The following is a 13811-nucleotide window of genomic DNA, read 5'->3' as shown; positions in this document are numbered from 1 at the left end:
GACGGGGTCCAACCCTGACCCTGGCAAGGTCCAGGCCAACGGCACCGATTCGTATACGGTCACGGTGAACCTGCGGAACATCGAAACCGGCTCGGTTTACATGGGTTCAGCTGTGGTCACGGTGACACCAGTTGGCCCGGTCGGCGCACCATACACGGTGGTTTCGGATTCATCTGGTACTGGTACGGCCACGATCCGTTCCGAAGTGGCCGGTGACTTCAAAGTCACCGTCCAAGTCGGTGGCGACGCTGTCGAAACCCCAGCAGTCGGTTCAGGTGTTTACGAAGCCACGATCACCTTCGATCCAGGCCCGGCTGATGGTGTCAACTCCGAACTGGTGGCACCGGTCAACCCGGCTGTCGCCAACGGCTCTGACACTCAAGTAGTTCGCGCCATTGTGCGTGACGCCTATGGTGTGGCCGGGGCCGGCAACCTGATCGGTGGCACCCAAGTACGGTTCGCCGTACCAGCCAACACTGTGGCCAAGGGATGCGCCGAGGGTGCCAACGTGACCGGTGGGACTGGTGTGACATGCACTATGACCACCGCTACGACCGGCACTTCCAGGGGCGTAGCCGAACTGACCCTGGTTTCAACCAAGGCCGGCTCCTATGGTGTGACAGCGTCTGTTGGTGCTACCGCTATTCAGACTGGTTCACCAGCCACAGTCAGGTTTGTTGCCGATAAGACGGTTGACCCGTCCCAATCGACGTTCGTGTTGAAGACCCTGGGTCAAACCAAGGTCGCAGGTGTTGGTGACCACACCGGTGAGGTCACGATCCGGGATGCTTACGGCAACCTGATTGACCGGGCTGACGGCCAGGTTGATGTGGTCCTGACTTGGACACTCAACACTGACCCGACCCATGTCGGTTCGAAGACGGTCAGGACGGTTGATGGTGTCGCCACTATCAGCTTCACTGACACCAAGGCTGGTATGTATGCGGTTACGGCGACTGTGCCGACTGGCACGGTGAACGGTTCGCCGCAACCAGCCGAGTTCATTGCTGGGGCTGCTACCAGCGCCACCTTGGTGACGTCATCGGGCAAGGTTCTTAGTGACGGTAACGCTAAACACTATGGTGAAGTCCTGGTAACCGACCTGAACGGTAACCCGGTTCCGGGTGTCAACTTGGCGTTCACTGTCAACGGGGACGCCCGGATCGCGGGGACAACGGCGGCGCCGTGGAACACGCTGGCGCTGCAAACTTCGGCGGCTGGTTTGGCCAGGGTTGAGGTGACTGATACGAAAGCCGAATCAGTCCGGCTAACCGTCGATGGGCCGGTTGGTTTGGCCGTGCAGGGTTCACCGGCCACGCTCATCTTTGATACTGACGTGCCGGACCCATCCAGGTCGACCCTGGTGGTGGCTCAGGGTACGGCGAGCGGTCCGGGTGGTTGTGTCGTGGCTAACGGCACTGACACGTGGACCGGCACCATCACCCTGCGCGACCTCGGTGGCCTAACGGTTGGCAACGCCAGTGTGGGCATCACGGCTGACAGTCCGGTCTCAATCAATCCGGCCGGTCCGCATTCGACCAACTCCAGTGGCGTGGTCGCGGTGACGTTTACCTCGACCAAGACCGGTACCCACAACGTCCGGGCGCTACTGGGTGCGGCCAACATCTCCGGCAGCCCGGCTCAGGTCAACTTCTGTGCCGGTCCGGTTGATGGGGCCAAGTCGTTCCTGGTCTCACCGACCGTTCAAGCTACGGCCGATGGCGTGAAGACCCAGGTCATCACAGCTAACTTGCGGGACGCCTTCGACAACCCGGTGCCTGGCGCCCAGGTGCGGTTTGCCTTGCCGGCCAACACTACGGCCAAGGTTTGCGCCGAGGGTGCCACGGTGGCTGGCGGGGCTGGCGCGTTCTGCACTATGACCGCGGGTGACACCGGGGCGGAAACTGGTGTGGCTGAGTTGACTTTGGTTTCGACCAAGTCTGGCACCTATGACGTCACGGCCCGGGTGGGCGCTGTTGACATCGTGACTGGTAGCCCGGCCAAAGCCAAGTTTGTGTCTGGTCCGGTTAATCGCGACCGGTCGAAGATCGAAGTGATTGGCAACCCACCGAAGGTGGCCGATGGCGATGACACGTACATCGTCAAGGTGACGTTAGTTGACGACAACGACAACCCGGTAACTGACGAAGAGGGCCGCAAAGTCACTCTGACCTTCGAAAAGGACGGCAAGACTGAAACGGTTGAAGCCACTGTCGGAGATGACGGCACTGCCAGCGTCGAGTTCGGTACCACCGATGCCGGTGACTGGACCGGCACGGCCGATTTCGACGGCAAGCCGGTTGCCCCCGGTTTGCCAGGCGAACTGCCGTTCGTGCATGGCCCATTGTCACCGGAGCACTCAGTCTTTACAGTGTCAACCTCGCTGGCCTTGTCTGATGGCTTGGCCTCGCATTGGGCCAAGGTGCTGCTAACCGATGCTTTCGGTAACCCGGTGCCTGGTGTCGACGTGACGCTGGCTGTGTCTCAGGGCGCGGCTGATGTGCCTGGTCCGTGGTTTGGCACCAACAAGGCCACCACCTCGGTGACCTTGACCAGTTGCCCGCTGGCGGCTACGGCTTCGACACCGGCTTGGTGCACTCAGAACGGGGTTTACACACCCGGTCTGGTCTGGGCCGATATCCGCTCCGATGAGCCTGGTACTTTCCAGGTCACGGCGACTGCTGGTGGCGCGGCCATCAACCATCCGGGTGATTTCCGGGTGATTGGTTTCACCGCCGGTGCACCTGACCCGTCCAAGTCGAGTTGGGCTGTCAGCCCTGATCCGACTGCTGCGGGCACCAAGGTCCGGGCCAACACATCCGACACTTATGCCGTAACGGTGACGATCAAGTCGGTTTCGGAAATCCTGGTTGATGGGGCGCCGGTCAGGTTGAACCTGGCTGGTGTGCCGGAGTTGTCGACGGTTGAACTCAACCCGAATGTCACCGGTACTCCACTCAACCCGGTGTGGGGTAAGTTCACCTTCAACGTCAAGTCAACCAAACCAGGCACGTATTCGTTCCCGGTTCAGGTGTTCGTCAACGGGGCTTGGCATGACATTCCCAATCCTGAGGCTGTCGCCACGCTGGTGTTTGCGGCTGGTGATCCCAGCACGCTGACTTCGACCATCGCCACGAACCGTGGCTATGTCGAGGCCAACGGCGCGGACACCACCGCCAGGGGCGCGCTGGATCAAGCCACTTTGACGGTGACACTGTTTGACGCTCAGGGCTACCTGGTGGATTCGCCAACAGCCCAGGTCAAGGTCTCTACCACGATGAATGGTGTGACCATCACAAACAGTGGTGTTGCCACCAATAACTATGACGGCACCTACACGGTGAAGGTTAGTTCTAGTGTGCCTGGGGACGCGGTCTTTGGTTTCACTATTGATGGCGCCCAGGCCGTCAGCACGGTGACTGTCAAGTTCGTGTCAACTCCGGCCCCGCCGGTCTTTGACACGGCCAAGTCAAGGCCGGACAAGCTCAGCGGCACGTCTGAGCCGAATCGTCAAATCGAGGTCTACGCTGACGGCTCACCCAACGCCATCTGCATTACCCAGAGTGACGCGCAAGGCAAGTGGTCCTGCACGTTTAGCCAGAAGTTGACTGACGGTACTGGGCTGTCAGCGGTGGCGGTCAACCTTGACCACATTGGTCAAGCCCCGGACGGCAGTCCAGAAGCAATGGCCAACCACACCTTCACCTCACGGCCATCTCTGATCTCGGTCAAGGCGACCACACCCAAGTTGGAGCCTGAGCCTTCAGACGGCACTGAGATAACTGGTAACGGTGATCCAGGTGACACCATCACTATCACCGACAAGGACGGCAACCCGGTTGGCTCGACCATAGTTGGCCCTGATGGCAGGTGGACTGTCAAGCCAAACAAGCCGCTGAACGAAGGTGACATTGTCACCATCACGGCGACTGATCCGGCTGGCAACACCACCACCAAGCCTTGGCGGATTGGCCTGCCAAGGGTGGTGTTAGAACATCCGGTGCGCTATGCGGGCCAGAAGCAGACTGTGACCGGTCTGAACTTCCAGCCTGGCGAGTCCGTCTCCGCCGTCATGGAGTCTGATCAGCTGAAGCTTGGCACCAAGGTGGCTGACGCCAACGGCAAGGTGACGTGGACGTTCACCGTTCCGCTGGGCACCGAACTGGGTCCACACTCGATTGTTTTGACCGGACCGCTTTCCGGTACGGTCAGCGCCCAGTTCCGCGTCATCGAAAAGCCAGGCCCAGGTCCAGCCCCAGCCACTGTGTCGAAGGGACGCCTCCCCTTCACTGGCGCAAATGTCTTGGGGTTGAGTGGATTGGCGGCGCTGACTCTGCTCGCTGGCTGGTGGTTGATTGTCGCTGCGAAGCGTCGCAACCGTCGCGAGGCTGAGGATGCCAGCGTATAGGCACAGGGGGCGGTCTGGTTTGGGACTAGATCAGATCGCATTGTCCCGCTGATCCACAGTTCGGTGGGGCGTCAGCTGGTCGCAAGACCAAGCCGGCGCCCCACCGGTGTTTCCCGGTGTCGTGCCGCGGGTCGGATTAGACCCCCGGAGGCGGGTAGCCCGGGGGCGGCCCGTACCCAGGAGGCGGATAGCCGTAGACCATCGGTGGAGGCTGGTAGCCGGGCGGCCACTCAGGGTGGTAGGAACCGTCGGCTCGCAGGTCGTAGCGCAAGCCCTCGGGGCTGGATACTTTGACGCAGAAGGCCAGCTGGATGAAGAATCCGGCAAAGGGAATCCAACCCAGCAGGAAATACGGGCCCGGCAGGCCGGCATCGTGCATACGCCGCCACCCCAAGGCATAATTCGGCACCACGTTGGCAAGACCGAAGGCGAGCGAACCCCAATATGCGAGTTGCCACCAAAGTGGAAAGATCCCGAACAAGTTTCCGTAAGTGCCGTAGGCGTACCCCGACGTCACAGACCCTGTCATCAAGTCCCAATACCAGCCAATGTATTTCGGCAGCCAGACCGCCAGAAGGGCCAAATAGATCAACTGTTGGTAAAGGTAGGCCCACCAGTATTCACTGCGGCTGGCGCGGCCCTTGAAATCGGCGTATTTGCCGTAGAAGCGCTTGATGGCGCCTACGAAGCCGATCCCATACCAGGGCAGTTGTTTGGACGGCGGTTCGCCGGGCGTTGGTGGCCAGGGCGGTGGGCCCTGCCAGCCCTGCCAGCCAGGTCCAGCTAGGGGCTCGGCCGGAGACAGGTTGGGTTGGAATTGAGTCACGTCGAGGCCTCCTTCGTCGTTTCCACAATAGCGGCGGGCAGAGTTCGGACCGACGGTGGTTGACCAGCCCCCTCTGCCGCTGTCTTGTGCGCTCTGCTGCCGCGGAGGCGGCGATTGGCCGGGCGCCAGGATGCGAACAGGCCGGCGGACCAAAAGCAGGGGACTAGGCTTAGCGGGTGCTTGCCCCGCCTAGTCAGTCCCGTTCGCCGCTACCCGGGGTCGCCAAATGGGCCCTTGGTTGGTGTTTGTTCATAGGCGTTGGCGCCGTCGTTGGCACCTTGATGATGTGGATTACGCCGGTCGGCTCTGGCCTGGACTCGGTCTTGCCCGACCTGCAAAAGCTGCCCCTTGGCCAAGTCTTTTTTCAAAGCCTGGCCTGGCCGGGTTTCTTCCTGCTGGTGGTCAACGGCCTGACGCAGTTCGTCGCCGCTTGGTCCGTGATTAGCCGCCGCCGCTGGTGCGGTGCCGCCGTGTTGGGTTGCGGTCTGATACTGGCCGGCTGGCTCACCATTCAGTGGGTCGTCTTTGCGCCCAACCCGGTTACCACCATCTATACCGTTTTCGCCTTGGTGCAAATCGGCCTAGGCCTAGGCCTAGTCAGATCCCCCTTCCCCCCAGACTGAGCTTTCGCACAATCGGCTGAGTTGTGCCTGGGGCTGGTCAGCCCCCACTTCCCGCGAGGTTGAGTTTCTGCATAATGCCCTGCCTCAGTATCGGTGTAATCAGAAGTGTGCAATTCCTCGGCCTCGCGGCGAAGTTGCTGGTCAGCGGCCAGGTGCTCAGGGGGCGATTTGGGCTCGCTTCAGCCTAAGCGCGTTCAGCAGCACAGAGACCGAGCTAAGCGACATGGCTCCGGCCGCCAGCATTGGGCTGAGCAGCGGCCCGCCAAAAAGGTGCAGCACGCCTGCCGCCACTGGGATACCCAGCACGTTGTAGCCAAAGGCCCAGCCCAGGTTCTGTTTGATGTTTCGAACCGTACGGCGGGACAATTCGATCATGGCTGGCACCCCTTCTAGGGAGGAGCCCATCAGCACTACATCGGCCGATTCGATGGCCACATCGGTGCCGGAGCCGATGGCCACGCCCAAGTCGGCCTGGGCTAGGGCGGGGGCATCGTTGATGCCGTCGCCCACCATGGCCACGGAGGCGCCGCCGGCTTGCAGCTTGGCCACCTGGGCGGCTTTGTCACCCGGCAGCACCTGGGACAACACCTCGTTCAGACCAAGCTGGGCGGCAATCGCGCCGGCCACTTCGGGCTCGTCGCCTGTCATCATGACGACGCGCAGGCCCTGGTGGCGAAGGCGCTGTAGCGCCGTTTGGCTGGTCGCCTTGACCGGGTCGGCCACCGCCACCAAGCCTGCGGCTTGGCCGTCAACCGCCACGTAGATTGGCGTTGAGCCCTGCCCGGCCAGCCACTCGCCTTGGTGAGATAGCCTCGCAAGGTCGGGGCCGGCATCGGCCATCAGGGCCAGATTGCCTGCCAGCACAGTTTTTTGCCCGATGACGGCCCTCAAGCCCTGGCCAGGCAGCGCCTCAAAGAAGCTGGCCTGGGGGATTTCCAAACCCTTGTTTGCCGCCGACGTAACCACGGCCTGGGCTAGGGGGTGTTCTGAAGCTTGTTCGGCGGCTGCCAGAAGGGCCAGCAAATCGGGCTCGGACCAGCCAGGCGCAGTGATAACGTCGGTGACGGCGGGTGTGCCGGCCGTGATAGTCCCAGTCTTGTCAAGCACCACCGTGTCGACCGACCGGGCCGCCTCCAGGCCCCGGGCCGATTTGATCAGAATGCCGTGTTTGGCGCCCAGACCGGTGCCAACCATAATGGCCGTGGGTGTGGCCAAACCCAAGGCACAAGGGCAAGCGATGACCAGGACGGCGATGAATATGGTCATGGCAAAAGCAATGTCGCGCTGACCAAACCACCAGGCCAGGGCGCTGACTGTGGCAATGGCAAAGACCACTGGCACAAAGACTGCGGCGACTTTGTCGGCCAATTGGGCGATGGGCGCCTTGGAGCCCTGGGCCTGCTCGACCAGCTTGATGATCCGGGCTAGGGCCGTGTCCTGGCCAACTTGGCGGGCCTCGAACCGGATCGAGCCGGTGGTGTTGATGGTGGCGGCAAAGACTTGGTCGCCTGCGGCCTTGGTGGCGGGTGTCGCTTCGCCGGTTAGCATTGACTGGTCAATGGCGCTTTGGCCGGAGATAACCACGCCGTCGACCGGCACTGCCTGCCCCGGTTTGACCCAAATAGTGTCTCCTACCAGCACCTGGCTTACCGGGAGCTCGACCGGCTGGTTGTCGCGCTCTACCCAGGCGGTCTTGGGCGCCAGGTTGATCAGGGCCTTGATGGCAGCCCCGGTGCGAGACTTGGTCGTTGCCTCGAGGGTCTTGCCCAGTAATACCAGGGTGATGATGACGCCGGCGGTTTCGAAATACATCTGGTGGGCGGCTGCGTGGTCGCCTTGGGCGGCTTTGACCAGCGAGTAGGTCGAATAGGCCACCGCGGCGGTTGTGCCCACGGCGATAAGCGAGTCCATATTGGGGCTGCGCCTGGCCAAGGCCGGATAGCCAACGGTGTAGAAGCGGTAGCCCACGGCGACAATTGGCAGGGTCAAGGCGGCCTGGACCAGCCCGTGGGCGACCGGGTGCTGGCCGGGGTCTAGAGCTGTGGGGTAGGGCAGGCGGCCCAGCCAGCTGACCATTGGCACCATGGCCAGGTACAACAGCGGCAGGGCGAAAACCGCGGCGGTGATGAACTTGGCCCACATTAGTTGGATGTGGCGGCGGGCGCGTTGGCCGGCTTGGTCTGCCTGGTCCGGCCCTGGTTGCGGGGGTGGCTCGATGGCTTCGTAGCCGGCCTTGGCCACAGCCGCTTTGATGGCTTCACCAATGGCATCGCTGGTGACCGGGCCCGGCACCAAGTCGACGCTAGCCCGCTCGGTCGCCAGGATAGCTGTGGCCTCCTCATTTGCCAGTTCGGCGCTGGCGCGCTTTTTCGCGAGGGTGACAGTGGCCCGCTCGGTCGCCAGATTGACCGCCACCGACTCGACCCCGTCGAGCCGGCCAATAACCTTTTCGACCCGGCTAACGCAAGCCGCGCAGGTCATGCCTCGAATCTCGAAAACCCGCTGTTCGGTGGTGGCGCTCACGGGCGGATTATCCGGACCAGCGGATCGAGCGACCCAAAGTCATCTAAGTCGGCCGTAATCAAGGCGGCGCCATTGACATGGGCGATGGCGGCAATCATCAGATCGTGGGCGCGCCCACGGACTTGCCGGCCAGACTCGAGCACAAGACGGGTGATCAGGCCGTACGATGCGGCGGCGGCGTCATCGAAGGGTAAGCCGGCGCCAAACCTGGCCCGCAGTCGGTTGAGGCTTTGCAGGCGCATGGCGCGCTGTTCGGGGCTAATGGTCGGCAAGTTGGCGCCAAACTCGAGCTCCGCGTACGAGACGGCCGTTACAGCCAGTTCGAATCCAGGGCCCAAGCCGAAACGTCCATCAATTAGGACATTTGTGTCGAGTATGGCCCTTTTCATGTTTGCGGCCACGGGTCGGACGGGCTCTCCGCTTGGCGGGCCTGGCGGATGTCCGCGCCCCAGTTGGTTGTCTCCGGGGTGGTTAGGAGATCTCTAACGGTATCGACGTCAAGCCATTTGTAGTCGTCCACGGGAGACAGTTTGGCCACTGGTACACCGTGGTTGGTGATCAGGCAGGTTTCTCCGCGCTGAACTCGATGCAGCATGGCCGTTGGGTTCTGGCGAAGTTGGCCTACCGGCATAGAGGGTGTTGGGTCGGCGGTCACACAACGATAATAGGACAAAAGTAGACAAATATCTACGCTGGGGGCTTGGCCGATGGCGGCCCTTGGCCTGTTTGACTGACTGTTTCTGCGAGAACTCGGTCTCGCGGCGGGACCGGTTATGCGAAAGCTCGACCTCGCGGCAGAAGGGCTGGTCAAGACCCGCTTTCCGCGAGTCCGAGGCCTGGCATCACGGAGTCGTGTCAAAGCTCGACCTCGCGACAGAAGGGCTGGTCAAGACCCGCTTACCGCGAGTCCGAGGCCCGGCATCACGGAGTCGTGTCAAAGCTCGGTCTCGCGGCAGAAGGGCTGGTCAAGACCCACTTTGCGTTTGCGAAGGTGACGCCACGGCTCGGCCTCGCGGCAGCGCGGCATCGGGCAACAAGGCGCCCTGCTCGCCGCCCTACTCGCCGCCCAGGTAATCCACCTCTAGCCACTGCGCCAACCGGCGGGCCCGCTCGACCGCCTTTTTTGAGGGCCCCTCGCCGCGACCGGAAGCGGCAAAGGGATTGATCCGGGCCAGCGACTTGCCCCGCCGGTCAACCAGCAAGGGCGCGTACATAGGTCGCTGGCCAAAGCCCAGCGCCTCGAGCTCGAGCCTGGCCAGGCGGACGCCGGTGACCTTTGACAGTTTGATTGACTCGCGGCCCGGCAGCCGCAACTCACCGTCGACTTTGGACACCATGGTGCGACTTAGCAGCCAGGTCAGTATGGCGGCGGTGGCCAGGCCAAACATTGCCACGAGGAAGGCGCCTTGGACCATGCCGCCGCCCGAGGTTGCCACCACGGCAATCAGCAGGGCGGCGACCACCAGCAGATCGGCAATCAGCAGCACCGTCAGCAGCTTCGGCATGGCGCGGGTTCGGGTGATCAGCACTGTGGTCCTTCTTAGATCTGGCTCGACGGTTTGGTGGCTTGGCTGCGTTGTGGCCCCGCAGCGCGGCGGCCCAACGGCGCAGGCGCACTGCCAAGACTGCCCTGACCTGGCCCCTAAGCGCAAGGCGGCGGGCGGGGCCGGGCCTGACCGGGCACGTTATCCTTGGGCACAGGCTCAATCACAACCGGAATGGGGCGGAGATGTTCAATCCAGTCTCGGGCATGGGCAGCCTGGTGCGGGCCGTGGCCTGGTTGGGCTCGACCGAGCTTCGCACCGCCACCCGGATCTCGACCTTTCTCGACGCGGCTGACCGCCTGCGTCAGGTTGGCTCCGTTTCCGAGGCCGACGCCTTAGAGATCCAGGCCAAGGCTGACGCTCTGACCTTGGTCAACAAGCACCAGGGCGGGCGTCGGCGCGACGCGGTGGTGGCCGGGGTAGCCTTGGGCTCGGTCATGGTGGCGCTAGTGGCGGCGGTCGTTGGCCCCTTCTTGGCCTGGGGTTTTTGGACCTGGATCATTTCGCTGGCGGGGTTGATCACGGCCGGCTACTCCTGGACCTGGCTGATGACGCTGGCTCGGTGGTCTGATTCCTATCGTTTGCTTGAGGCCGCGGCGGCGGAAGCAGAGGGTGAGTCCGGAAGCGAATCCGGCTAGCGGTCTGAGTCGCCCGATGCCGGTCCTCGAGTTTGGCCTATTGCTCGGGTGACCTTGTTGGTTGGTTGTCTGTCGGCGCCGGGGGAGGAGCCCAGCCGGGAATCTCAGGATTGAGAAAAGCCGCGACGGCGTGGAAGTTGTCGTTGTCGCAGAGGAATTGGCCCTCCGGGCCCAGCCCAAAGGCACCTTGAGCAAAAGCCGTGGCGAAGGTCTGGATCATGGCTGTAAGTGAGGTGAAGTCGGTGGTGGGCCAATGGCTGTATTCGGGGCCAACTCGCCGCACTGACCCCTTGGCCGGTTCAGCCAGGCTGACCACAAGAAAGTCGCCATCGGTGACCGCGAAAACAGGAAACCAATCCGGATTCCAGTGCGCCGATTGGTTCAACTCCAGGTAGGTGTCGATCATCTGCTCAAGAGGCGGGAACACTACACCGGGGATCATTGCCAAATCCGCCGCTCCCAGCGCAGGATCCTTGGCGGTGCCGTTGCGCCAGGAGTAGAGGGTTTCCAATTCGGCTGAAGCCTCTACACCATAGGCGGACAGCATTTCGCGGACCTGGGATGGTTCGAGTCCTGGCTGCAAATTGCTCAGGACTCCTTTCCTGGCCAGGGTATTTAGGTGGATCCTGATCACTTCGAGGCAGGCCAAAAGGTCATGCGGCGGCACACCAAAATCACCGGGCCTAACTAACTCATCCGGCAGTTTGGGTGGCGGCGGTTCGTTCTTGGCTTGCCGCCGTTGGCGAATCAGAGTCACGGTCGCGACCACAACCCCGGCAAAGACGGCTGAGACAACCGAGATCCACCAGTTCGACGAGTCCTTGGCGTCGGTGTCGTATTGTTCCATCACAATCACGCGTGAATCTGTGCCTAGCGCTCCGCCTTGGCCCGGTGGGATGGTGATGACAACGTTTTTGGTTGGGATTTCCCTTTGGCTGCAGCCCGCCAGTGGGGTGGCTGCCGCGACCACTAGCGCGGTTAGCGCAAGGATTAGCCGTTTGTGGGGGCTGGCTGGAACGCCCATCCATCCAGTCTGCCGTATCTGATGCGCAAAGGCGGACGAAAACCCAGGCGCCTCTTCGCCTGGCGGGTTCGCAGCTAGGGCCGGCCAGTTGTCAGGATCTCACGCAACGGCTTCAAACCCGTTGGACACTCGAGTGCCCAAAAGTCCAGGCCGTCAATGCTGGTCACACCGAGATAAGTCGCCGCATCGTCAAGCGAATCGAAGGCACGGATGCCGTCAATCACCACGTTGCCGTCATCGGACACCACCGCATCAACAATCCAATTTGGATCTACCGGATCAAGTAGGTCGTTAGCCCGCAACAGTCCTTTTTCGAGAAGGTCTTGGAGCGCGGCGGCCCCCGCGGCATCAGAATCGATGCCGCGCAGCTTCGAGGGTGCTGCAGGTGCGCTCTGACCGATGGAATCGAACCCGTCCCTTATGACCCGGGACATCAGGGCTCGCCTTTGGATCAGGAACTCGTCGTAGCCAGTCTCGTGCCAGCCCTCGGGCAGCGCGTGCCAATACATCTGGCGTTCGAGGTTTTCACCTGAGAATCCACGCTTGTCCACTAGTTCGGGCCAGTATTCGGCGGGAGGGCGGTTACTGATTTCGACGTTGGTGTCCCAGTCCGTGGGGGCAAAGTTTGCGGCTTGGTTTATCCACTTGAGATCGGTAATCCCCAGGACCGTCTCTAAGTGGTTGCGTGGGAATAGGTGGTGTCCTTCCATTCCACGCTGTTGCGGAGAGGACGGGTCCATCCAGGTTCGAACTCGTGGTGAAGCCAGCAGGAACATTTCTGCGTCTAGCGTGTTGAGGGCGGCCAAGTAGCACTGGTAGATCGGCGATAGAGCCGGGCCAGATGTGACAAGCGCTTCAGGGACGGAGACCCGCCAGAAGTCCTCGGTCAGCGTCGTCTCTATGACACGCTCGGCAGCCCCAACGAAGCCTGCCGCATCTCCTGCCTCTACCCGCCCGAAGCGGTCGAGCTCCTGCTGTAGCATGCTCTCACTCGAACCGGTGTAGCGGGATGTAAGTTGTGACATGAAAAGCCAGCGGGCAATAAGAACCCGGAGAACCGGCAGGTCAACCGCGTACTTGATGCGCCCAAGCAGGAAGACCACGTAACTTGACACCAGGTTCGTATTGGAGGTGATTCCCTGCCGTGACCGAAACCCGGCCATTCGAACGGTGTGGATGAACTCTGTCCAGTTCGTGTGATTGGTCACCCAGGGCAGGGCCTGCTTCAGTTTCGCCAGTTCCCTTTCTTGGCGGCCTCCGTCGACTTCGCCGGTTGAGCGGTCTTTTGCCTGCAAAGCGGCGTAAGCATCGACGAGCCTAGCCCTGTTCTGCCCCATGGCAACCATTGCTCTGACAACGTGACCGGGCTCAACGTTGATGTAGCAGTTCCATGGAGTCCATCCAACTCGGCTGCCGGTGCGTTCGCTGGCGCGCTCCGGGGTAACCCTGGAGTCACGGGCAAAGCCCTCGATTGTCTCCCTGCCTTCGGGCCAAAAGACACTAAGCCAAGTCAAGATATAGTCGTAGGCCTTGAGGTTGACGCCTTCGGAGTTGATCCGCACAAAAATGTCGGCAACACGCTTCTTCTCCACGTCTTCCTGGATGTGGATTACTTCGAACTGGTAGCCGAGAACACCGTGTAGTTTCTGGAAAATGTCGGCCAGCGTTTGATGGTCCTCGTTGGTGAGCCCACGCCCGACTGATTCGGCGAGGCGCTCCTTGTAGGCTTCCGTGCTCGCCCAGGGTTCGGCGAAGTAGCCAGCGATGTCGGGAATCCATTGGGGATTCTTTTGGATAAAAGGCGACCAAACCTCAAATCGTTCGGTACCAGGGTTGAAGGCGATCCTCATTCGTCGGGAGCGGTAGTTGGAGTCAGTGATTTCCGCCCCCTTTATCGCAGCAAACAAGCTGGTGAGTCGCTGTTGGCCGTCGACAATCTGATGTTTCGCGGCCAGCTTGCCGTCGAGGCCGATGCTTTTGGTCGAGCCTTCGGCGCTGACGTCCCAAAACATGATTTCGCCCACGGGATGGCCCCGGTAGATCGAGTCAAACAGATCCCGGACTTTTGTTGCCTGCCAGACGAACGGCCTCTGCAGATCGGGGAGGCTGATGGTGCCTTGCTCGACACCGTCAACAAGTTTCTGCACTTCCCAGCGCACCGGCTTGAAGATCGTTGTCATGTGTACCTCCCAATGGGCCTAATTTTGCAAGAGCCACCCTATTTG

10 protein-coding genes are annotated in these 13811 nt (G+C 61.7%); 3 read left to right on the top strand and 7 right to left on the bottom strand.

Translation table 11 applies throughout. The annotated features are described in order from the left end of the window. Window positions 1-4408, top strand: a 4408-nt coding sequence (locus tag FWD29_06945) for an Ig-like domain-containing protein (protein MCL2803671.1), incomplete at its 5' end; no start/stop codon positions are given. Between the two features lie 136 nt (window positions 4409-4544). On the opposite strand, the gene FWD29_06940 is transcribed toward FWD29_06945, so the two are convergent. Beyond that, the gene (locus FWD29_06940; GenBank protein ID MCL2803670.1) at window positions 4545-5234 is read right to left on the bottom strand and encodes a DUF805 domain-containing protein; all 690 of its coding nucleotides are present in this window, start codon (window positions 5232-5234) and stop codon (window positions 4545-4547) included. Between the two features lie 176 nt (window positions 5235-5410). On the opposite strand from FWD29_06940, the gene FWD29_06935 reads away from it, so the two are divergent. Then, window positions 5411-5857 carry a hypothetical protein gene (locus tag FWD29_06935; protein ID MCL2803669.1) on the top strand — a complete coding sequence of 149 codons (447 nt, stop codon included), beginning with the start codon at window positions 5411-5413 and terminating at the stop codon, window positions 5855-5857. Window positions 5858-6013: 156 nt separating this feature from the next. Here FWD29_06935 and FWD29_06930 read toward each other — a convergent pair whose 3' ends face one another. The 4 genes from FWD29_06930 to FWD29_06915 all read right to left on the bottom strand — a co-directional run bounded on the left by FWD29_06930 (window position 6014) and on the right by FWD29_06915 (window position 9909). Then, on the bottom strand, window positions 6014-8380 hold the full coding sequence (locus FWD29_06930; GenBank protein MCL2803668.1) for a heavy metal translocating P-type ATPase: 2367 nt from the start codon (window positions 8378-8380) through the stop codon (window positions 6014-6016). Next, a complete protein-coding gene (locus FWD29_06925) occupies window positions 8377-8769 on the bottom strand; it encodes a PIN domain-containing protein (protein ID MCL2803667.1) in 393 nt (130 codons plus the stop codon). Before FWD29_06925 ends, FWD29_06930 begins: the two co-directional genes overlap by 4 nt. Continuing rightward, window positions 8766-9035, bottom strand: coding sequence for a type II toxin-antitoxin system prevent-host-death family antitoxin (locus tag FWD29_06920; GenBank protein ID MCL2803666.1), 270 nt, complete (start codon window positions 9033-9035; stop codon window positions 8766-8768). Before FWD29_06920 ends, FWD29_06925 begins: the two co-directional genes overlap by 4 nt. Before the next feature lie 400 nt (window positions 9036-9435). Further along, window positions 9436-9909, bottom strand: a complete 474-nt coding sequence (locus FWD29_06915) for a hypothetical protein (GenBank protein ID MCL2803665.1) — start codon at window positions 9907-9909, stop codon at window positions 9436-9438. A gap of 200 nt (window positions 9910-10109) precedes the next feature. Between FWD29_06915 and FWD29_06910 the strand changes: the two genes are divergently transcribed. Continuing rightward, window positions 10110-10562 carry a hypothetical protein gene (locus tag FWD29_06910; GenBank protein MCL2803664.1) on the top strand — a complete coding sequence of 151 codons (453 nt, stop codon included), beginning with the start codon at window positions 10110-10112 and terminating at the stop codon, window positions 10560-10562. A gap of 37 nt (window positions 10563-10599) precedes the next feature. On the opposite strand, the gene FWD29_06905 is transcribed toward FWD29_06910, so the two are convergent. Then, window positions 10600-11586 (bottom strand): hypothetical protein, encoded by a 987-nt coding sequence (locus FWD29_06905; protein MCL2803663.1) that lies wholly within the window; start codon window positions 11584-11586, stop codon window positions 10600-10602. A gap of 74 nt (window positions 11587-11660) precedes the next feature. Then, window positions 11661-13766, bottom strand: coding sequence for a DUF262 domain-containing protein (locus tag FWD29_06900; GenBank protein ID MCL2803662.1), 2106 nt, complete (start codon window positions 13764-13766; stop codon window positions 11661-11663). Window positions 13767-13811: the final 45 nt, after the last annotated feature.

It is taken from the genome of Micrococcales bacterium, assembly GCA_009784895.1.
Taxonomy (GTDB): Bacteria; Actinomycetota; Actinomycetes; order Actinomycetales; family WQXJ01; genus WQXJ01.
This window is presented reverse-complemented; position numbering and strand designations above follow the sequence as displayed.